Below are 20,524 nucleotides of genomic sequence, written 5' to 3'. Positions count from 1 at the left end.
CATGCTGGAAGAGATCGCTGAGCGCCTCTACGTCTGGCGCGAACCCGTGCTGGACGTCAATGCCACCGTCGTCGTCGGCGACACCGCCGCGCTGGTGATCGACACGCTCTCCAGCCCCGCCCAGGCCACCCGGCTCGCCTCTGCCGTACGGGAAACCACCACCGCGCCCCTGCAGCTGGTCAACACGCACTTCCACTTCGACCACTGGTACGGCAACGAGGTCTTCGCCGCCGACCACATCTGGGCCCACCGGCGCTGGGACATCACCGCCCAACCGGTCGCCGCGGCCATCAGCGACTACGGCCACGCCGGCGCTGGCTTCGCCGACGAACTCGCCGGCGTGGAGCCCATCCCGCCCACCGACGCCGTCCCCACCGAACGCACCCTCGACCTGGGCGGCCGCGAAGTCACCCTCGCCTACCTTGGCCGCGGCCACACCGACCACGATCTCGTCGCCCTTATCCCGGACGCCCACGTCGCTGTCTGCGGCGACCTCCTGGAACAGGGCGCCCCGCCCTCCTTCGGCGACGCCTGGCCGCTGGAATGGCCCGCCACTCTGGCCGCCCTCGGCAGCCGTCTTTCCGGCTCCTGGCAGCTCATTCCCGGCCACGGCGCCGTCGTCGACCTCTCCTTCCTGCACCGCCAACACTCCGAGCTAGCCGCCCTCGAGTGGCTATGTCGCGAGGGCTACGGGGACGATCGGAGTCCTGCCGAACTCGCGGCGCGATCGCCTTTCAATGCCGACCATTCCTTGGTCGCCATCCGCCGCGCCTATGCCGCCCTCGACGGACGGCTGCCGTAGGACTGCCAGCTTGACCTCGATCTTGCGTCTCGACTGTCGGACCTACCCCGTCACGGCCTCGAAGTTGTTGATCTTGCTTAGTTGGTCTACCCAAAAAGAACATTTCAGACCGATGTCCGTTTTAGGTAGACCAACTATGCAAGATCAACAACGAATGTCACGTTGCTTGATGAGGTATTAGCTGGCCAACCGGGAGACGGCCCGCTCCGGACGCGGGTCGATGCTGCCGTCCACGTAGATCGCGTGCCAGACACAGAACGCCAGCACGGTCCAGATCTTCCGGCTGTAGTCGGCGTCGCCGCGCTTGTGCGCCTCCAGCAACCGCAGCACGTACGGAAGGTCCAGCAACTCGCCGGCAGCCGACGTGGAAAGGATGTCGGCGGCCCAGTCGTACATCAGCGTCTTCAGCCAGACCCGGGTCGGGACCGGGAAACCGAGCTTCTTGCGGTTCACGATCTGCGGAGGCACGACGCCGTCCAGGGCCTTGCGCAGCGCGTACTTTCGGATGCCCTCGTCGGTGACCTTCAGCTCGCGCGGAATCGTGGCGGCCACGTCGAAAACGCCGGTGTCCAGGAACGGCACTCGCAACTCCAGCGAGTGCGCCATGGACATCCGGTCGGCCTTGACCAGGATGTCGCCGCGCAGCCAGGTGTAAAGGTCGATGTACTGCATCCGGGTGCTGTCGTCCCAGCCTGCGGAGTCCTCGTAGTGCTTCGCCGTCACCTGCGTGTACGAGACGGACGGGTCATATGTCTTCATGAGCTTGGATTTCTCCCGCTCGGTGAAGATCCGCGCGTTGCCGTAATAACGTTCCTCGATCGGCGTGGTGCCGCGCTCAAGATACGACTTTCCCCGTACGCCCTCGGGAATCACCTTCGACAGCGCGTTCAGGCCGCGCTGCAGCGGGCCAGGCAGCGCCTGCAGATGGCGCAGCGACAGCGGCTCGCGATAAATCCCGTAGCCGCCGAAGAACTCGTCAGCACCTTCGCCGGAAAGCACCACCGTGACGTGCTCAGCGGCCTTTTTCGCGACGAAGTAAAGCGGAACCAGCGCCGGATCGGCGACCGGATCGTCCAAATGCCAGATCATCCGCGGAAACTGGCTCATCATGTCGTCCGCGGTGACATACGCCGGGATCGACTTGACACCGAGATAGCGGGCAGACTCCTGCGCGACCTCAATCTCCGAATAACCCTCGACGTCATAACCGGCCGTGAAAGTCAGGATGTCCGGCTTGTGCTCACGGGCCAACGCCACGATCGCGGTGGAGTCGATGCCGGAGGACAGGAACGCGCCGACCGGCACGTCCGAGCGCAGGTGCAGCGCGACCGACTCTCGCAGGGCGTCCTGGATCTTGCCGAAAAGCTTGTCAGGCTCGGAAACCGGCGCCGGCCGGAATCTCGGCCGGTAGTAGCGACGGATCGACAGACCGTCTTTTTGCGACCAACTAAACGATTCCCCGCACTCCAGGCGCTTGATGTCCTGGTGCATCGTCGCTGGCTCCGGCACATACTGCAACGTCAGGTAATGCGACAAGGAGGCGGCGTCGATGCCCGCGTCGCCGGCCTTGGCGGCGGCGGAGAACGGCATCAGCGCCTTCTTTTCGCTGGCCACGTACAAACCGTCTTCGGTCTCCAGGTAGAACAGTGGCTTGATGCCGAAGAAGTCACGGGCGCCGAACGCGACCTTCTCCTGCCGATCCCACAGGATAAACGCGAACATGCCGCGCAACCGGGAAATGCCCTGCGGGCCCCAGTAGTGATAGGCGGCGGCGACCGTCTCCATGTCGCCGTTGGTGGCGAACTGGGCACCGTGCTCGCGGGTCAGCTCCTCGCGCAGCTCAAGGTAGTTGTAGATCTCGCCGTTCGAGGTCAGCGCATACCGGCCGTCGAGGTATTCCAACGGCTGGTGACTGTCCCCCACGTCGATGATCGACAGCCGCTTGAACGCGAGCACCACGTCGTCGCCGGAGAGCACCACGCCGGTCTCGTCCGGGCCGCGATGGTGCAGACTTTCCAACGCCTGCGCGATCGAGTCCTGATGACTGACCGCAGCCGAAGACGAGCTGATGAAGGTAAGCAGGCCGCACATTCGACCATCCTCGCACGGGCTCCGGACCGCCCCGACGGGCCGGGGCGCCGCGAAAGGGCGTACGTCACTGCGCTATTCGGTACGCCCGCTGGCGCTGGTGGCGACGGCCAGTACGACCAAAGCCACCCCGACCAGCTCCGGCGGCGACGGGATCTGCCGCAGGACGAGTACGCCGACCACCGCGGCGGTCGCCGGCAGCATCGACTGCAACAGCGCGAACCGTGCTCGCCCCACCCGGCGAAAGACGATCTGGTCGAGCGCGTACGGAACAGCTGTGGACAGCAGCCCGACACAGGCGCACGCGGCCAGCAGCCACCCGTCCTGGATCGCCGGCAGCGCGCCGGCAGCGAGCAGTGGTGCCATCGCGACCGCACCGGCCAGCAGCCCGACAGCCAACCCGTCGACGCCGTCCCCAGCGGCCGCGACCCGCGAGCCGAGCACGATGTAGCCGGCCCACATCGTGCCCGCGCCCAGCGCGAACACCACCCCGAGGGCGCTGCCCGCCCAGCTCACGTCGGCCAGCAGCAGCACCCCGACGATGGCCAGCACGACAGCGCCGGCGTCCCGCCACCGGCGGGCACCCACCGCGGCGACCACCAGCGGCCCGCTGAACTCGATGGCGACCGCGGTGCCCAGCGGCAGCCGGTCGATGGCCAGGTAGAAGAGGACGTTCATGGACGCCAGCGCGAGCCCGAAGCCGACCGCCAACGCCCACCGCCGGGCCGGCCAGCGCAGCCGCCATGGCCGCCGCCAGGCCGTCAGGATGAGCGCCGCGACCGTCAGGCGGGCCCAGGCCACCGACGGTGCCGGGATCACCGCGAAGAGCGTGACCGCGATCGCCGTGCCGACGTACTGACTGAAGGCCCCGATCAGGAAGAGTCCGGAGCCAGGGATCCGCTGTCCGGCCCGGGCCAACCCATCGACCGCGCGCCGGGCCGGGCTGAGGTCAAGGGCGGTGTCCGGCCGGATCGGTTCATCAGCCGTCGCCCACGCCATGTGCCCAGCGTACGGACGAGATGTGCGGCCGAGCGCCGGCTGAGGTGGACATCATGGCCGATATGCGTACCGTGCAAGTCCTGTCGGCGGCCCCGCAGAAGCGATAGAAAGACAGCATGGCCAGCGCTCACCGGTGCGTGCGGTGAGCGGCATCTCCGCCACCGAACGTGCCGTCCAGGGCTTCCGCGCACTCGTACGCCCGGAGGTCTGGTCGGCGTTGGTGCAGGCCGGCGCACATCGGGAGTACGAGCCGGGACAGCGGCTGTTCAGCCAGGGCGACCAGTCTGGCTGGCTGTTGGTGCTGGTCGCCGGTCGGGTGAAGGTGTCCTACGCCGAGCGGGCCGGCGATGAACTGCTGTTGGCCGTACGCGGACCCGGTGACCTGATCGGCGAATTCTCCGGACGGGATGACGCGCCCCGCTCAGCCACCATTCAGACGCTCGAGCACTGCGTCGCGTACGCGCTGCCGCAGGACCGCTTCGCGGACTTCCTGCGTACTCACCGGATCTACCGTGAGCTGGACCGCTACCTGATGGCCAAGGTCCGGCAGAGCGCCGCGCACACCTGGCGGCTGGCCCACCAGCCGACCGCCGCCCGGCTGGCTTCACTGCTCTTGGAGGTGCTGGCCAGCGCAGGTCCGGAGCACCCGTCGCCAGCCCGGATTCCGATGTCCCAGGCCGAACTCGCGGTGGCGCTGGGGCTGGCCCGCAGCTCGGTGGCGTCCACGCTGGCGCGTTGGCGCCGGGAGGGGGTGGTGGAAACCGGGCGAGCGCACATAGTGCTTCTTGACGTCGAGGCAATCGAGCGAGAGGCTGCGCGCGTCTGAGTCGACACGCCGTCTGAACCGACCAAGAAACTCTCACCCGTTGTGTCTACTTCTGGACAGAACGTGGCCGCCCAGGCCCCGACGATGGTCGGGTAGCTCTTCCCCGCCCGGTCAGGAGACCCCGATGCAACCGCAGAGCGCCCCTGAACCCCGCAGCGTCCGCCTCCGCCAGTGGTGGGAGCGGATCTCCGGGACGCCGCCGGAGCACCGTACGCCCGCGCCGGCGCCCCAGGTGGCCGTCCCGCACGCGGCCGCTTACCACCAGATCGAGGCGGCCGCGGACGAGTGGGAAATGATCGCGCCCAGCGCCGAGTCACCGTTCACCTTCCAGATCGAGCTGCTGATCTGGAACGCTCGCCAGCAGCAGTCGTCCGTGCAGCGAGCCGGCAACGCGCTGTGGATCGCCCGCGGCGGCATCGCCGACCGGGTCAAGGCGATCGCCGCGAAGGCGTCCCTGCTGGAAACCGCAGAGCTGCGCGCCAAACTCAGCAAGGACCTCAGCCAGGCCCGCCCAGTCGAACAAAGCGGCGTCGCCGCCTGGGCCGAATGCACCGGCGTCCTGGTCGCCGACGAGGACCGCAAGGCCGCCCAAGGCCGCCGCGACGCAGAGCGCAGAGCCTGGCAGCGTACGTGGCAGTGGGACGACGAACGCGCCGCCATCAACTACCTCTCCGACCTGCTCAGCGACCCCGTACACGCCACCGCCTGGTGGTTCAACGGCGAACGCGACAAAGTCGACAAAATGGTGGAAGTGGCCGAACACTTCTGCCAGCTACGGGACGTACTCGCCCGCAAACCCCAGCCCACCGGCTACGCCCCCGAACAACGCCAACCCGCCGTCTCGGCCGAACCCGGCGACAGCTTGGCCCAAATCGTCGCGGACTTCGACCACCAGGACCTCGACCCCACCGCCCGCGAACAGGTCAGCCGGCAACTTTTCCAGCTTTTCCGCAGCCATAACCGCCCTGATCTCGCTGACCGAATTCGCGCCCAGGAACCCCGAAAGTTGGAGGCTGGGTAATTCAGTCCCACCGGCAACAGGTCCGTTGTTGAGTGCGGGATAAAGTCCCGCACTCGACGAAAATCCTTTAAGGGTTTCGAACCCAACCCCCACCCCAACCGCAGTCCATGCCGCAAAATCAGCGAATGACTGGATTGAGGGCGTCTCTGAAGTCGAGCACTGTTCGTACTCCCCCTTCGGGCCACCACAGCTCCAAGTAGCCGCTGTGCCCGGAGGAACTCAGATACGGGCCTTGGGCCAGCGGCGCGCTGCCGAAGTCGCCCAGCTGCTGACCATCGGCCCACGTCACCAACTGCTCGTTGTTCGTGCCGCCGGGCGACACCAGCCGGAAGGTGTAGTAGTGGCCGTCCGGGGTGCCGAATGTGTATTGCGCGTGCGGGTCGAGTTGGGCCGGCATACCGGGGTTCCGGTCGAGCGTGTGCGTACGGAAGTCAGCGAAACTCATGCTTGAAGCCTCGACAGCGTCGAAGAAGCCGACAGTTCCATACTCCGGGTTCGTGGTCGGCGCGGAGCCGTGGACGACCACGTAGAAGCCGAGATTGCCGCAGGCGGGCGTGTTGAGGTTGAGGAACTGCCACACTCCGCTGGTCGAGACTTCGGCGCAGTTCCACCACACTTGCGGCACCTGCAGTTGCAGTCCACAGGCGAACCCGCCGTAAACGCAGGTGTTCACCTTGTCGCGGCCCTCGGGCGATCGGCCGCTGTAGCCGTCAAAGCGAATGAACTGGTCGCGGGTCAGATAGACGGACGGATGGTTACCGCTGGGCATCAAAGTCGTCGACTGCGGCACGCCATAGTTCTCGTTGGTGCCGATCCGGTCGTACCACTCGTCCCGACCGTAGCCGCTGGGCAGCCACACTCCCCCTGCGGTCAGCAGGAAAGACGGCGAACTGGAGTAGATTTCGATGCCAGGAGCGGCATCCTCGCCGGCGTAGCTCAGTTGTGGCCGATAGCCACCAAAGAACGTCTCCTGGTACGGCCCGGTCGCCTTGTTCATCGCGCGATAGACAGCCGCCGGCGGCGGGAGGTAAGACGACAGCCCGACGATCACCGCCTCGTTGGTGAACCAGTCCGGGATGGTGTTGCCGAGATTGCCGGCGAGTCCCGTCCACATCAGGAAGAACGCCGTCTGCGGATCGGACTGGTTCCCGTAGTACCACTGGTTGACCGCGTCCGTACGGCTGGTGAGCCGGCGGAACGGCCCGGCCCGCCGGAGCTGGTTGCTGGACACCGCGAACTTCGTGGTGGTGTAGTCCAGAACGATCCGGGCACCGGTGCGTACGGACGGATCCCTGGCGTAGTCAAAGAGGTTCAGCAGCGCGTCCATCGAATAGCGCTGGTACGGGCGCGCGTTGTATTCCAGGAAATCGAACTTGGCGAAGTTCTGCAGCTGACCCAAAAGATAGGCGCGCATCCCGTTGGCGTTGTTGTCGTACGCCGCGTTGCCGGTCGCGTCGTACAGCTTCTGATTCGACAGATAGCGCGCACTTTCGATCAGCAGCCGGTGGTTTTCCGACTCAGGAAGATCGATGTAACCGCAGACCGGCGTTTTCTCGTCGTCGACCGAATGTGCCCCGTTCTCGGTCAGCAGGTCGTTCAGAATGTGGGTACGAGTGTTGGCGTACAACAGATCCCAGTATTTGTAGATGACGACCATCAAACCCTTGAGGAAGGTGTCATAGTCGCCGTCTCGCGAGCAGATCGCCGAACTGAACGACGATCCGGTCGGATGGGCGCCGGTGCCCATCAGCGACTGGTTGACCAGCTGAACGCTCGGCAGCTGGCCTCGACAGTGATAGCCGGTGCCGTAGCGGCGAGCCATCTCCAGCTGCGCGGCCATCTCGACGCCTTCGTTCTCGCCGGCGTGCGCTCCACCCGGGTTCAACAGCCGCGTGCAGGCCAAGTGCTCGACGGCGGCGGCCCGACGCTGGTCAAGGCCGTCGAAGGCGTGCGCCGGATCGGTCGCGGCGGAGATGCCGAACGAACCTGGCGGCGCCGTGTACGTACCAGCCGGCGGAGTCCAGCCCTGCCGGCACGTCGACGAGCCGATGACGTGCGAGTCGCAGCCCTCGACCACCACCGTCGACCAGCCCTGCGCCGAGTCAAAACTGAAGCTGCCGTACCCGCGCGGCCCGTTGTTGATGTCCGTCTGACCCACGTTGGAGCCATTCACATCCCAGCGGACGATGAAAAAATCGTAGCCGAACGGATCCGTCGGACCCCAGTCGACGAAGACCCGGGTGCCAATCGACCAGGTCGCGACGATCATGTTGCCGCCCTGGTCGGGCGACCAGACGATCTGGCCGTACTGGAACGTCTGGGTCCGGCCATTGCGACCCGGCGTGTCGTGTTCGGCCTCGGTGGCGCAGCCCAGCGGGCTCCCCTCGCCGCCGAGCGCGTACCACTTGTTGCCGATTAAGCCGTACGGCGTGATGCCACAGGACGCCGAGGCACTGGAGGCGGTGACGGACAGCAGTGCCGCCGCGAGGACAAGAACCAGGAACGCGCGCATGAGCTTGAACATCGTTCTCGCCACCCTTGTCGACGTTTGTGTCGATACGCGATCGCAGCTCATGGTCGGGCAGCCAAGGCGCTGGCGGAAGGGGTCAGCGGCCCGTCCGAGCCGGGAAAAATTCCCGGTACGCGGCGTACCCGGTATTTCTGGCCCGGCGCTGTCGACTTCTCTCCGGCCGTACGCCCAACTCTCGCGATAACGTTGCTCTTATGACCGACGAGCCGACAGAAGAAGAGACCGGGACGACGAGCCACGACCAGGGCCTGCCCGCCCGGCTCGCCGCTTTCATGCGGACCGGCTGGGCGGACACCGAGCTGCGCGGACTGGCCCGTACCGAGGGAGCTCCGCACCACAGCCGCCGCCGGGAGTCGCTGAGCCACGTCTTCGGCCGGGACACCCTTGTGATCCCGACCGGCCGGCTGAAGGTGCGCAATGACGACTGCGACTACCCGTTCCGGCCCGGCAGCGATTTCGTCTGGCTGACCGGCTACCACGAGTGTGACGCGGTGCTGGTTCTGCACCCGGCCAGCGAAGGCGGCCACACGCCCGTCCTCTACATCCACCCCCGCTCGCCGCGAGATACCGACGAGTTCTTCCGCGACCGCTTCTACGGCGAGCTATGGGTCGGCCGGCGGCCAAGCCTGGGCGAGACCACCGCACAGCTCGGCCTGGAGACCGCGCACATCGCCGACCTGGAGAAAGCGCTGGCCGAGCTGGATCCTTCGCACACCCGCGTGCTGCGTGGGTACGACCAGACCGTGGACGGCATTGTCGGTGCCGCGGACGAGGGTCAGCGGGACGACGAGCTCGCGAGCGCGCTGAGCGAGCTGCGGCTGGTCAAGGACGACTGGGAGATCGGGCAGTTGCGGAACGCGATCGCCGCGACCGTCGACGGGTTCTGCGATGTCGTACGAGCGATGCCTTCGGACCGCGGATTCTCCGAGCGGCTCATCGACGGCGTTTTCGGGCTGCGGGCCAGACATGACGGCAACGCGGTCGGCTACGGAAACATCGCTGCCACCGGTGCCCACGCGACCACGCTGCACTGGACGCAGAACGACGGCACCGTCGACCCGAAGGACATGCTGCTGTTGGACGCGGGCGTGGAGAACCACAACTTCTACACCGCGGACGTCACTCGTACGATGCCGATCTCCGGCCGCTACAGCGACACCCAGCGGCGGGTCTACGACCTCGTCTACGCGGCTCAGCAGGCCGGCATTGAGGCGGTCAAGCCGGGCGCGCCCTTCAAGGCCGCCCATGAGGCCGCCATGAAGGTCATCGCCGAGGGTCTCGAAGACTGGGGCATCCTGCCGGTCAGCGCGGAAGAGTCGCTGCAGGAGGACTGCGGCCTGCACCGGCGATGGACGCTGCACGGCACCAGCCACTCGCTCGGCCTGGACGTGCATGACTGCTCGCACGCGCGCGCTGAGGCGTACACGAAGGGCGATCTGGCGGTTGGGCACGTGCTCACCGTCGAGCCGGGCCTCTACTTCCAGATCGACGACCTGACGGTGCCGGCAGAACTGCGCGGCATCGGCGTCCGGATCGAGGACGACATCCTGGTCACCGCGGCCGGCGCCGAGAACCTGTCGGCCGGTTTGCCGCGTACGTCCGCGGACGTGGAGACCTGGATGGCCGAGCAGCGAGCCGCCGGGATCCGACTGCCGGGCTGAGTCCGAGATGTTCGTCACACCCGCCGGACGTGTTGACGGCCGGCGGGTGAACGAACGGCGACTCCCAGCCGTAAACCCTCCTAATCAGGGTCCTCCCGGATAGACCTGGGACGGATGGACAAGGCACAGTGTCAGATCATGAGCTCCGATGATCCGCGGCATTCCCGGCGGATAGTGATCCTGACCGGCAGCGTCGGCGGCGGCCACGACGGCGCGGCGTACGAGCTGGAACACCGGCTCCGCGCGATGGACTTCACCGTCGAGACGTACGACTACCTCGACTTCCTGCCGGGCCGCTTCGGCGCCCTGCTGCGGGACAGTTACACGACATCGCTGCGGGTAGCGCCCTTCACCTGGGGACTGGTCGCCAACGTGACCGGGCGCCGCCCGGTGGCCGGGATGCTGCGGGCGGCATCGGCCGCGCTGGCTCGCAAGGACACCCGGCGCAGCATCGGCCGGACCGCCGACCTGGTCGCCGAGCCGGCCGCGGTGGTGTCCACGTACCCGCTGGCCAGCCAGGCCCTCGGCCGGCTGCGCCGAAGCGGCCGGCTGAACGCCCCGGCCATCACCTTCCTGACCGACATGTCGGTGCACCCTCTGTGGATCTCCAGCGGCGTCGACTTCCACCTCGCGCTGCACGAGGTGGCCGCCGAGGACGCCCGCGGCCGGGGCGCGAAGGGGGTGCAGGTCTGCGGACCGGCGGTGCCCGCCGCGTTCCACCCCGCCGCCTCTGAAGAGGAGAAACGCAAGGCCCGGGCGCAGTTCGGCCTCCCCCAGGATGAACCCCTCGCGGTGCTCGTCTCCGGGGCTGGTGGCATGGGAGACGTACGCAAGTCCGCCCGCGAGGTCGCCGACACCGGCCTCGCCCGCGCTGTCGTGGTCTGCGGCCGCAACGCCTCCGTACGGGAGGATCTGGAAGCCGACGGTGCCATCGCGCTGGGCTGGGTGGACGACATGGCCACCCTGCTGCGCGGCTGCGACGTGGCCGTCCAGAACGCCGGCGGGCTCAGCTCGTTGGAGGCGCTGGCCACGGGCCTGCCGACGGTGACCTACCGCTCGGTGCCGGGCCACGGCGCCGCCAACGCGGCCGCGCTGGACAAGGCCGGCTGGGTGCCGTGGGTACGCCACGTGCGCGACCTGCCGGCCGCCCTGCAGGCCGCGCTCACCGGCGTACCCACCACGTCCGCCGCCCGGGCCGCCGCCCACCCGCCCACCGACCCGGCCGACGTGATCGCGGAACTCGCCAACCAGACCGTCGACCACCGCCGCCGGCGCCGCATCACCCGCCGCCTCCGCCTCACCGGCTGACCGCCCGCTGGCGACAGCTTCACTGCCAGGCGATTTTGAAAACCCAGGCATAGTTGCCGGCGGCGGCAGCGGCGGCTGGTACGTCGATCAGCAGCGAACCGTTGTGCTGCGACCAGGACAGCCGACCGTGATAGCCCAGCATCGTGACCGTGGCGCTGCCGCGAATGGGGACCGGCGCGTTCACCACCAGCTGCGAGCCGGGGCGTACCAGCGAATGGATGTAGAAGGCCTCGTTTTGTTTGACCGTGAAACGGAGATCGCCGAGCTGGGCCATCCGCGACCAGTACGTGGTGCCGTAAATGGCCTCGCCATTGACTTTCAGCCAGCGGCCGGTCTCTCGTAGCCGCTGCTGCATGATCTCCGGAATCGTGCCGTCGCCGCGCGGGCCGATGTCCAGCAGGAAGTTCCCGTTTTTCGAGACGATGTCCACCAGGGTGTGCACGACTTCTTCGGCTGTCATGTAAAGGTCGTCAGGCGTCGCCTGGTTGTAGCCGTACGAGCGTGGATCCAGCCCGCGACTGGCCTCCCATTTGGCCACCACGGTGTTCGAGTAAGTGGCGTATTCCGGTGTGGTGAAATCATGCACCGAAATCCCGGACCGGTCGTTGATCGTCACTTCTTTGCTCGTACGCCGACCTGCCGCGGGTTTGTTGGCATGGTTGAAATACTCAGCCATCACGTGGTGGCTGTCGTTGACTCCGCCAATGTCACACCAGATAATGTCCGGGTCGTAGCCGTGCACCAACTCCAGCATCTGCGGTGCCTGATAGTCGTGAACGAAGTCGCGGCCGGACTGATAGCCGGTGTAGGGCACTGGTTCCAGCGTGTACGGGTTCCGCGGCGGGTGGCCCATCCAGGGGTTGTCGGGGTTGAACCACTCCGGCATCGAGAAATACAGGCCATTGTGCAGCTGCGGGGTGTATCGCCGAGAGGCGGCGAAAAGCTCGCGCACCAGGTCGCGTTGAGGGCCGAGTTTGGCGGCCGTACGACCGGAGACCTGCGAGTCCCACAACGCGAAACCTTCGTGGTGCTTGGAGGTCAGCACGTAGTATTTCGCGCCAGCGTCGACGAAAAGTTGCAGCCAGCTGCGCGGGTCGAACTTCTCCGCGGTGAACCGCGGGATGAAGTCGTCGTAGTTGAAATCCTTGCCATAGGTCTCCGCGTGGTACGGGTAGACGGCGTTGTTCGGGTCCTGCATCCAGTTCCAGTACCATTCCGCGTACTGCTTTCCTGGCGGCGACCAGGCCGGCACCGAGTAGACGCCCCAGTGGATGAAAATGCCGAATTTGGCGTCATTGAACCAGTAAGGCGACTGATGCGTTCCCAGCGAGGCGTCCGTCGGCTGGTAGTCCGGCACCCCCAGCGTCAGGGAAGTCGGTCGCTTGTCGAGAATCCCGCCACGGTCGTACCCGATGACTTGACCCGAAACGGCGGTCCCGGCCGGTACGGACGGGTGGCTGCTGATGCCGATGCGTACGCGCGCCTCCTCGCCGGGCGCCAACCAGGCAACAAGTGCGGGAGCCGTCGTGAAGGTGTTCTTCGCCTGCACGGTCACCATCGCGCGGTCAACCGGGGTTATCCAGGTCGTGCCCAGATTCAGCACGGTAGCCTCAACGACCTGCGCACCGCCGTCGGTCAGCCGGCTGGTCGTCGATTTCGCCACCCGTACGGCGATCGCCTTGCCCGCCACCGCGGCTTGCAGGCTCAGCGCGAAAACATGCAGGCTCGACTGGCCAGCGACGGCCGGGTTCGTGATGGGCATGGTGATGCTGACCGCTTCCCGCGTCGGGTCGATCCACACCCTGCCGGTCCCAATGGACACCGGATGCTGATCGGTGCCGCCGCCTGGCGTGTAACGGAAAGGCGCGGTGATCGGGCCGTCGCCGCTATACCAGTCGGCGCCACTCAGCGAAGCCTGGGTCGTGGTCCCATCGGCGTAATGCACGATCGCCGGGCCGCCGGTGCTGCCGTACGAACAAGCGACCAGGAATTCAGCGCTGACATAGTTTCCCTTCGCCAGCGCGATCACCTGCCCGAGGGCGACAAGGTTGTTCTTCACACCGGCCGTCGAGAGCGGAAAGTCGAACGGAACTCCGTCAACGACTACCCGCCCACTCGGCAGCTGATCACCGGGAAAACAGTAGCCAGAGCCGTCGAAATCACCGTCATGCGCGGACGCCGTGTCCAGGCCGTCGCTGTCGAAATAACTCGCGAGCGACACCGGCACCGGATCTGGAATGGCCGCTTCTGGCCGGCCCTGGACCGGATCGACGACCTCGGCGGAGGCTGCTTCGGAGGCGAACACCGGGACACCAGCCAGAGCGGCCGCCCCCAATGCCATGCCCAGCACGCGGCGTCGCGGGTGGTTCGTCACGGTTCCTCCCGTTCCATGACCGGAGCGATCCGATCAGTGTCGTTGAGGGCAGCCAAAACAGCGCGATGGAAGCTATATCGTACGGCCTATAGGATCGGCCGCCGTCCATGCTCTGCGTTTCGGCTCACACTGTCAAGACCCCAACAACAGCGGGCAAACTACGTCAGCGGAAGCGGCCAGCCAATAAAGAAAAATAGTCCAGCACGGCGGCACTCAAGAAGGCGATCTGGGAGACAATGTCGTACGTGCGATGGGAGAGCGTGCCGGTCACCGGCGTCGATGAGTACGCGATACGGCTGACCGTCGGCGAGCCGCGGTTACCGTCGACCCGGTTCGAGGTGGCCACCGGCAACCGGTTTCTCCTCACCCAGCCGGAAAACGTGGCACTTCTGGGCGTGATCGAGCGGCACTACGCGGGCGTCGACGTGCACGCCACCGGCGCGTACTCGTCCCCGATCCCGCCCATCCGAGCGGACGAGGCTCGTCGCTTCCCACCGCCGCGTACGCCCGAATGGCACGCACGTTGGGCGCACCGGTTCGCCGGCTGGCTCTTCGACTCGGCGCTGACGCCGCTGCATCGCGGCGACTGGATCCTGCGGGCCCGGATGCCAGCCAGACATGACCGCCACTCGGTCAGCGCCTGGCTGCGACACGAGCTGGTACGCGACCATCCAGCCGCCGAGCTGGACTGGTTCGGCCTCGGCTGGTCAGGAATCCTGCCGTTGCGCCGGCTTTCGGAGTCGGACGCCGCCCGAGTGAAGGCGCATCGCAAACTCGTACGAGAAGGCACCTTGCCGCCCGTCTTGCTGATGTGGGCCAGCTGCCTGGACGGATATGTCCTGCTGGACGGCCACGATCGGCTGATCGCCGCACTTGCCGAGGAGACCGATCCCCCGCTGCTGATCCTGCACCGGACGGCGACCGCCGATGAGCGCGCCCAACAAACGAAGTGGGCGCTGGCGACCCAACAGAAGATCGCCGACGGTGTGCGGGAGATGGCCTCGCGGCTCGACATCATGCCCGCGGGTCCCCGCCGTGACCTGGAGGAACGCAAGATCGGCCAGGCCGACGCGCGGAACCAGCGGTATTTCGGCTCAACACTTGTCGAGATAGAGAGCGACCGCAAACGCACGGCGGCCTGGCCTCATCCAGGCGGCACCGCGCACTGGCGGCTGCTCGCCGAGTCCCTCGCCCCTTCCTGGCAGTCCGCCGTCGTCAGGGAGCAGGTGTGAGGAATTCCAGCCGGTTGCCGTGGCAGTCGGCGGAGTAGAACCGGCGCATCCCGGGAAAGTCGTCGTCCCAGGCGACCGGATAGCCGGCGGCGGTGAGCCGAGCCGCGTACGCGTCGAGGTCGTCGACCAGCAGCCCAGGATGCGCCTTGCGAGCCGGCGCAAAGTCCTTTTCGACGCCGAGATGCACCTCGATGTCCCCGCCCAGCGCCGGCATCCGGAACCACGCGCCACCCCGCGCGGCCAGCACTGGAGGCTTGGCGAGCTCTGTCATGCCCAGTACGTCGCCGTAGAACTTTCTTAGGTCAGCCTCACCATCGGACGGACAAGCCAGTTGGACATGATGGATCACGAAAACCACCTCGACTGATTCTCGATGCGGACAGTTTGACGACTATAGCAAGACGGACGTACTGTTTGGTTGAGAGTTCGAGCAGCGTCGGCCTCCGACCTGCGAGACGATCGAGGCGAGCAAGGACAACGAAGAGACGGGCGCACCGAAGGAGTACGAGTGGCTACCGGCAGCACCGACAGTTTTGGCAGCAAGAACACCTTGAAGGTCGGTGACGCCGACTACGAGATCTTCCGGCTGGACGCGGTCGAGGGCGCCAAACGCCTGCCGTACAGCCTCAAAGTGCTCCTGGAGAACCTCCTTCGTACGGAGGACGGCGTGAACATCACCGCCGACCAGATCCGCGCGCTGGCCGGCTGGAACCCCGAGGCCGAGCCGGACACCGAGATCCAGTTCACCCCCGGCCGAGTGGTCATGCAGGACTTCACCGGCGTGCCGTGTGTGGTCGACCTCGCCACCATGCGCGAGGCGGTCGCGGAGCTCGGCGGCGACCCGACCCGGATCAACCCGCTGGCGCCGGCCGAACTCGTCATCGACCACTCGGTCATCATCGACGTTTTCGGTCGCCCGGACGCTTTCGAGCGCAACGTCGAGATCGAGTACGAGCGCAACCGCGAGCGCTATCAGTTCCTGCGCTGGGGCCAGACCGCCTTCGACGACTTCAAGGTCGTGCCGCCGGGCACCGGCATCGTCCACCAGGTCAACATTGAGCACCTTGCTCGGGTCGTGATGATCCGCGACGGCCAGGCCTATCCGGACACGCTGGTCGGCACCGACTCGCACACCACGATGGTCAACGGCCTCGGCGTGCTCGGCTGGGGCGTCGGCGGCATCGAGGCGGAGGCCGCGATGCTCGGCCAGCCGGTGTCGATGCTCATCCCGCGAGTCGTCGGTTTCAAGCTGACCGGCGAAATTCCGGCCGGCTCAACCGCCACCGACGTGGTGCTGACGATCACCGAGATGCTGCGCAAGCATGGCGCGGTAGGAAAATTCGTCGAATTCTACGGCGAGGGCGTCTCCGCGGTGCCGCTGGCGAACCGCGCCACCATCGGCAACATGAGCCCGGAATTCGGCTCCACCTGCGCGATTTTCCCGGTGGACGACGAAACCATTCGCTACCTGACCCTGACTGGCCGCAGCGATGAGCAGGTCGCTCTGGTCGAGGCGTACGCGAAAGAACAGGGTCTCTGGCACGACGCCGAGCACGAGGCCACCTATTCGGAATACCTCGAGCTGGATCTGTCCACTGTGGTCCCGTCGATCGCCGGCCCGAAACGCCCACAGGACCGCGTCGAACTTTCCCACGCCAAGGCGGGTTTCCGCGACGCGCTGAAGAACTACACCAACGGTGACAGCATCCAGACCACGGTGGACGAAGCGTCCGCCGAGTCCTTCCCGGCCAGCGACGCGCCCGCGACCAGCGGAAACGACGAGCCGATGGCGGCGTACGCGTCAGCTGCCCGCAATTCCCACGGCCGGCCGAGCAACCCGGCGCGGATCACCATGGACGACGGCACCGAATGCGAGATCGACCACGGCGCGGTCGCCATCGCCTCCATCACGTCCTGCACCAACACGTCCAACCCGTCGGTGATGATCGGCGCGGCGCTGCTCGCCCGCAACGCCGTCGAGCGCGGACTTTCGGTGAAACCGTGGGTGAAAACGTCACTCGCCCCCGGCTCCAAAGTGGTCATGGACTACTACGAGAAGGCCGGACTCATTCCGTACTTGGAAAAACTCGGCTACCACCTGGTCGGCTACGGCTGCACCACCTGCATCGGCAACTCCGGCCCGCTGCCGGAGCCGGTCAGCAAAGCCATCCAGGACAACGATCTCGCGGTCGTCTCGGTGCTGTCCGGCAACCGCAACTTCGAGGGCCGGATCAGCCCGGACGTGAAGATGAACTACCTCGCGTCCCCGCCGCTGGTGATCGCGTACGCGCTCGCCGGCACGATGGACTTCGACGTGGAGACCGACCCGCTCGGCCAGGACACCGACGGGAACGACGTGTTCCTCAAGGACATCTGGCCGTCGCCGCAGGAAATCCAGGAGACCGTCGCCTCGGCGATCAACAAGGAGATGTTCGCCAAGGACTACGCCGATGTGTTCGCCGGCGACGAGCGCTGGAAGTCGCTGCCGACCCCGACCGGCGCCACCTTCGAGTGGGAGGGCGAGTCGACGTACGTTCGCAAGCCTCCGTATTTCGAAGGCATGCAACCAGAACCGCAACCAGTGACGGATATCAGCGGCGCGCGCGTACTGGCCAAGCTGGGCGATTCGGTCACCACCGATCACATCTCCCCCGCCGGCTCCATCAAGCTCGACTCGCCAGCCGGTGACTACCTCACCGACCACGGCGTGGCCAAGCGGGACTTCAACTCGTACGGGTCGCGGCGGGGCAACCACGAGGTGATGATCCGCGGCACCTTCGCCAACATCCGGCTGCGCAACCAACTGCTGGACGGTGTCGAGGGCGGCTACACCCGCAACTGGCTGGCCGACGGCGAGCAGACCACCATTTACGCCGCCGCGCAGGCCTACGCGGAGCAGGACATCCCGCTGGTCATCCTGTCCGGCAAGGAATACGGCTCCGGTTCGTCCCGCGACTGGGCGGCCAAGGGCACCCGACTGCTGGGCGTGCGGGCCGTCATCGCCGAGTCGTACGAGCGGATCCACCGCTCGAACCTGATCGGCATGGGCGTCCTGCCGCTGCAGTATCCGGCCGGCGAGACCGCGCAATCCCTCGGCCTGTCCGGCGACGAGACCTTCGACATCTCGGGGGTGACCGCACTCAACGACGGTCCCAGTCCGCGTACTCTCAAGGTCAGCGCCAAAAAAACCGACGGGTCCACTGTGGACTTCGACGCGGTGCTGCGCATCGACACTCCCGGCGAGGCCGACTACTACCGGCACGGCGGCATCCTGCAGTACGTGCTGCGTTCGCTGCTCGCCAAGTAGTTTCGCCGCAGAACGCCCCGGCCAAGTCGGCCAGGGCGTTCTGCGTGCCGATTTCCAGGCGCGGCGACCGCGCCTACCGGGAACTCGCCAGCCGTACGAGCACCAGCGCCGCCAACACGACCGCCGCCACCGTGACCGGCACCGGCGTCACGCTGCCGGCCAGCACCAACACCGCGGCGACCGGGAAGAGCTGCGCGGACAGCTCTCGGCGGGTCGGGCCGATCATCAGGATCCAGACGCTCAACAGGTAGAGGGCGATGGGTACCGTGACGGCCAACCCGACCGTCAGCGCCGGCAGATGGGCGTCGTGTCGCAGGCCATCGACCGCGACCTGCAGCCCGGCACCGAGACCAGCCGCCGCCGAGAACACCGCGAGATGCCCGTAGCCCCATTTCATGCTGGCGGTCAGCTCGTCGAGACCGCGCTTGCCCGACTGGTCGAAATAGACCCACCACATCCCGAAAACGACCACCAGCCCGCTGGCCGCGAGGCCGAACAGCTCGACCAGTCCGGACCCGGCGCCAAGGCCGGTCTGGATGGCCGTCGACGCGGCCGCCACCGACTCGCCGAGCACGATCAGGGTGAACAACCCGTACCGTTCGCCAATGTGCTCCGGATGCCAGGTGGTCGGCGACGCTCGCTCGGCGATGATCGGCACCGCCAGCTCCACCAGCGCGAAAAACACGAAACCCGGCACCGCGAGGGCCGCCGGGAAGAACTGGTAACCCACCCAGCACATCTGCGCGATCGTGATGCCGGCGGCGTACCGCCGCGCCGCCGGGCGGCGCTGCGGGTCGGCACTCGCGGCCCGCAGCCACTGCACCACCATCGCGAGCCGCATCACCACGAAGCCGCCCACCACCACCCGGAAGTCGGCATGGTCGAAGATCCGCGCGATGCCAGCGGCCATCACCAGCCCACCGGCGATCTGGACGAGCGTGGTGACGCGGTAAATGCCGTCGTCGGTGTCGTACGCGGAGGCGAACCAGGTGAAGTTCATCCAGGCCCACCAGATCGCGAAAAAGACCGCCGCATACCGTGCGACACCGATTGCGACGTGGCCCTCGGACAGCGAGTGGTGCAGCCCGGCCGCGGCCTGCGCGACCGTGACCACGAAGCACAGGTCGAAAAGCAGCTCCAGCGGTGTCGACGCGCGGTGTTCCTCATCCGCCCGGCGGGCCACCATCGGCCGGTACCAGGGTCGGGGCGGCGCGGTCATCGTCGGTAATCCTCCTGAACCCGGTGGCTGGTCTGTAAACTACCCGTTGGAGAACCTTGGTGGCCCGCCGCGCCCGTTGCTTTCGTTTTCCAGGGATTCGGCGGACTTTGCCTGGAGAACCCCATTCCGGCAGGTGCGTACGACCGGCACCATGATCGGCATGGACTATCCCCGACTCGGCCGGTCCGGACTGCGGGTCTCCCGCATCGGCCTCGGCATGATGAGCTATGGCGACCACTCCAGCCGGGGCTGGCACCTCACCGAGGACCAGGCCGAACCGATCGTCCGGCGGGCGGTCGAGGCTGGCGTGACTTTCTTCGACACGGCCGACATGTACGACCAAGGTGCCAGCGAGGAAGTCACCGGCCGGCTGCTCGGCAAGCTCTTCGGCCAGCGCGAGGACTACGTGCTCGCGACCAAGGTGTATTTCCCGATGGGCGCCGGCCCGAACGACAAAGGCCTGTCCCGCAAACATATTCTCAGCGCGATCGACGCTTCTTTGGCGCGGTTGGGCACCGACTACGTGGATCTCTACCAGATTCACCGCTGGGACGACGAAACTCCGATCGACGAGACGATGGCCGCGCTCGACGAGGTCGTACGATCCGGCAAGGCCCGCTATCTCGGCGCCTCCAGCATGTATGCCTGGCAGTTCGGCAAGGCCCAGCAGCTCGCGCCGACCAGGTTCGTCTCGATGCAGAACCACTACAACCTGGTTTATCGGGAAGAGGAAAGGGAAATGATCCCACTCTGCCAAGACCAGGGAGTCGGCGTCATCCCGTACAGTCCACTCGCCCGCGGCTTCCTCACCGGCACCCGCGGCGGCCGGGCCACCACCCGCGCCGGCAACGATCCACTCGCGGACGACACGTACGAGGACAGCGACTACGACGTGGTGGACGCTGTCCGTACGGTCGCGCAGAACCGTGGCGCGCCAGCGGCACAGATCGCATTGGCCTGGTTGTTGGGAAAATCCGGTGTCACCGCGCCGATTGTCGGCGCCACCAAACTCTCCCATCTCCAGGACGCCGTCGCGGCCACCGAAATTTCCCTTGATCCGGCGGAAATCGCGACTCTGGAGGCGCCTTACCGCCCGCACCGAGTGCTGGGACACGAGTAGCTGCCCGTAAAGGCAAATTCCGTGGCCGAGATCGGGC

General features: G+C 66.6%; 14 protein-coding genes. 8 read left to right on the top strand and 6 right to left on the bottom strand.

From position 1 onward, the window contains the following. Nucleotide 1 precedes the first annotated feature (1 nt). Nucleotides 2-802, top strand: a complete 801-nt coding sequence (locus ABD301_RS36105) for an MBL fold metallo-hydrolase (protein WP_344314653.1) — start codon at nt 2-4, stop codon at nt 800-802. A 177-nt stretch (nt 803-979) separates the two neighbouring features. On the opposite strand, the gene asnB is transcribed toward ABD301_RS36105, so the two are convergent. Together asnB and ABD301_RS36095 are read right to left on the bottom strand one after the other, a co-directional pair. Continuing rightward, entirely contained in the window at nt 980-2,893 is a 1,914-nt protein-coding gene (asnB, locus tag ABD301_RS36100; RefSeq protein WP_344314652.1) for an asparagine synthase (glutamine-hydrolyzing), read from the bottom strand. Nucleotides 2,894-2,965: 72 nt separating this feature from the next. Further along, entirely contained in the window at nt 2,966-3,889 is a 924-nt protein-coding gene (locus ABD301_RS36095; protein ID WP_344314650.1) for an EamA family transporter, read from the bottom strand. Between the two features lie 142 nt (nt 3,890-4,031). Here ABD301_RS36095 and ABD301_RS36090 point away from each other — a divergent pair, with 142 nt between their 5' ends. Together ABD301_RS36090 and ABD301_RS36085 are read left to right on the top strand one after the other, a co-directional pair. Further along, the gene (locus ABD301_RS36090) at nt 4,032-4,715 is read left to right on the top strand and encodes a Crp/Fnr family transcriptional regulator (protein ID WP_344314648.1); all 684 of its coding nucleotides are present in this window, start codon (nt 4,032-4,034) and stop codon (nt 4,713-4,715) included. 124 nt (nt 4,716-4,839) lie between these two features. Beyond that, the gene (locus ABD301_RS36085; protein ID WP_344314647.1) at nt 4,840-5,736 is read left to right on the top strand and encodes a hypothetical protein; all 897 of its coding nucleotides are present in this window, start codon (nt 4,840-4,842) and stop codon (nt 5,734-5,736) included. 118 nt (nt 5,737-5,854) lie between these two features. Here the strand turns inward: ABD301_RS36085 and ABD301_RS36080 are convergent, their stop codons facing one another. Next, entirely contained in the window at nt 5,855-8,260 is a 2,406-nt protein-coding gene (locus ABD301_RS36080; protein WP_344314646.1) for an LGFP repeat-containing protein, read from the bottom strand. 200 nt (nt 8,261-8,460) lie between these two features. On the opposite strand from ABD301_RS36080, the gene ABD301_RS36075 reads away from it, so the two are divergent. Both ABD301_RS36075 and ABD301_RS36070 read left to right on the top strand, forming a co-directional pair. Then, on the top strand, nt 8,461-9,927 hold the full coding sequence (locus ABD301_RS36075) for an aminopeptidase P family protein (RefSeq protein ID WP_344314645.1): 1,467 nt from the start codon (nt 8,461-8,463) through the stop codon (nt 9,925-9,927). 138 nt (nt 9,928-10,065) lie between these two features. Continuing rightward, entirely contained in the window at nt 10,066-11,235 is a 1,170-nt protein-coding gene (locus ABD301_RS36070) for an MGDG synthase family glycosyltransferase (RefSeq protein ID WP_344314644.1), read from the top strand. 19 nt (nt 11,236-11,254) lie between these two features. On the opposite strand, the gene ABD301_RS36065 is transcribed toward ABD301_RS36070, so the two are convergent. After that, the gene (locus ABD301_RS36065; RefSeq protein WP_344314642.1) at nt 11,255-13,609 is read right to left on the bottom strand and encodes an alpha-L-fucosidase; all 2,355 of its coding nucleotides are present in this window, start codon (nt 13,607-13,609) and stop codon (nt 11,255-11,257) included. A gap of 245 nt (nt 13,610-13,854) precedes the next feature. On the opposite strand from ABD301_RS36065, the gene ABD301_RS36060 reads away from it, so the two are divergent. Continuing rightward, the gene (locus ABD301_RS36060) at nt 13,855-14,841 is read left to right on the top strand and encodes a hypothetical protein (protein ID WP_344314640.1); all 987 of its coding nucleotides are present in this window, start codon (nt 13,855-13,857) and stop codon (nt 14,839-14,841) included. Here the strand turns inward: ABD301_RS36060 and ABD301_RS36055 are convergent. Continuing rightward, complete coding sequence (locus ABD301_RS36055; protein WP_344314639.1) at nt 14,825-15,190, bottom strand: VOC family protein; 366 nt, start codon at nt 15,188-15,190, stop codon at nt 14,825-14,827. The two genes, ABD301_RS36060 and ABD301_RS36055, sit on opposite strands and share 17 nt — an antisense overlap. A 159-nt stretch (nt 15,191-15,349) precedes the next feature. Here ABD301_RS36055 and acnA point away from each other — a divergent pair, with 159 nt between their 5' ends. Beyond that, nucleotides 15,350-18,148, top strand: coding sequence for an aconitate hydratase AcnA (acnA, locus tag ABD301_RS36050; protein WP_344314637.1), 2,799 nt, complete (start codon nt 15,350-15,352; stop codon nt 18,146-18,148). 73 nt (nt 18,149-18,221) lie between these two features. Here acnA and ABD301_RS36045 read toward each other — a convergent pair whose 3' ends face one another. Next, on the bottom strand, nt 18,222-19,367 hold the full coding sequence (locus tag ABD301_RS36045) for a low temperature requirement protein A (protein ID WP_344314636.1): 1,146 nt from the start codon (nt 19,365-19,367) through the stop codon (nt 18,222-18,224). A gap of 160 nt (nt 19,368-19,527) precedes the next feature. Here ABD301_RS36045 and ABD301_RS36040 point away from each other — a divergent pair, with 160 nt between their 5' ends. Then, the gene (locus ABD301_RS36040) at nt 19,528-20,487 is read left to right on the top strand and encodes an aldo/keto reductase (RefSeq protein ID WP_344314635.1); all 960 of its coding nucleotides are present in this window, start codon (nt 19,528-19,530) and stop codon (nt 20,485-20,487) included. The last annotated feature ends 37 nt before the right edge of the window (nt 20,488-20,524 follow it).

It is taken from the genome of Fodinicola feengrottensis (genome assembly GCF_039530045.1).
GTDB lineage: Bacteria > Actinomycetota > Actinomycetes > Mycobacteriales > HKI-0501 > Fodinicola > Fodinicola feengrottensis.
Note: the sequence above shows the minus strand (reverse complement) of the source record. Positions and strands in the feature narration are given on the sequence as shown.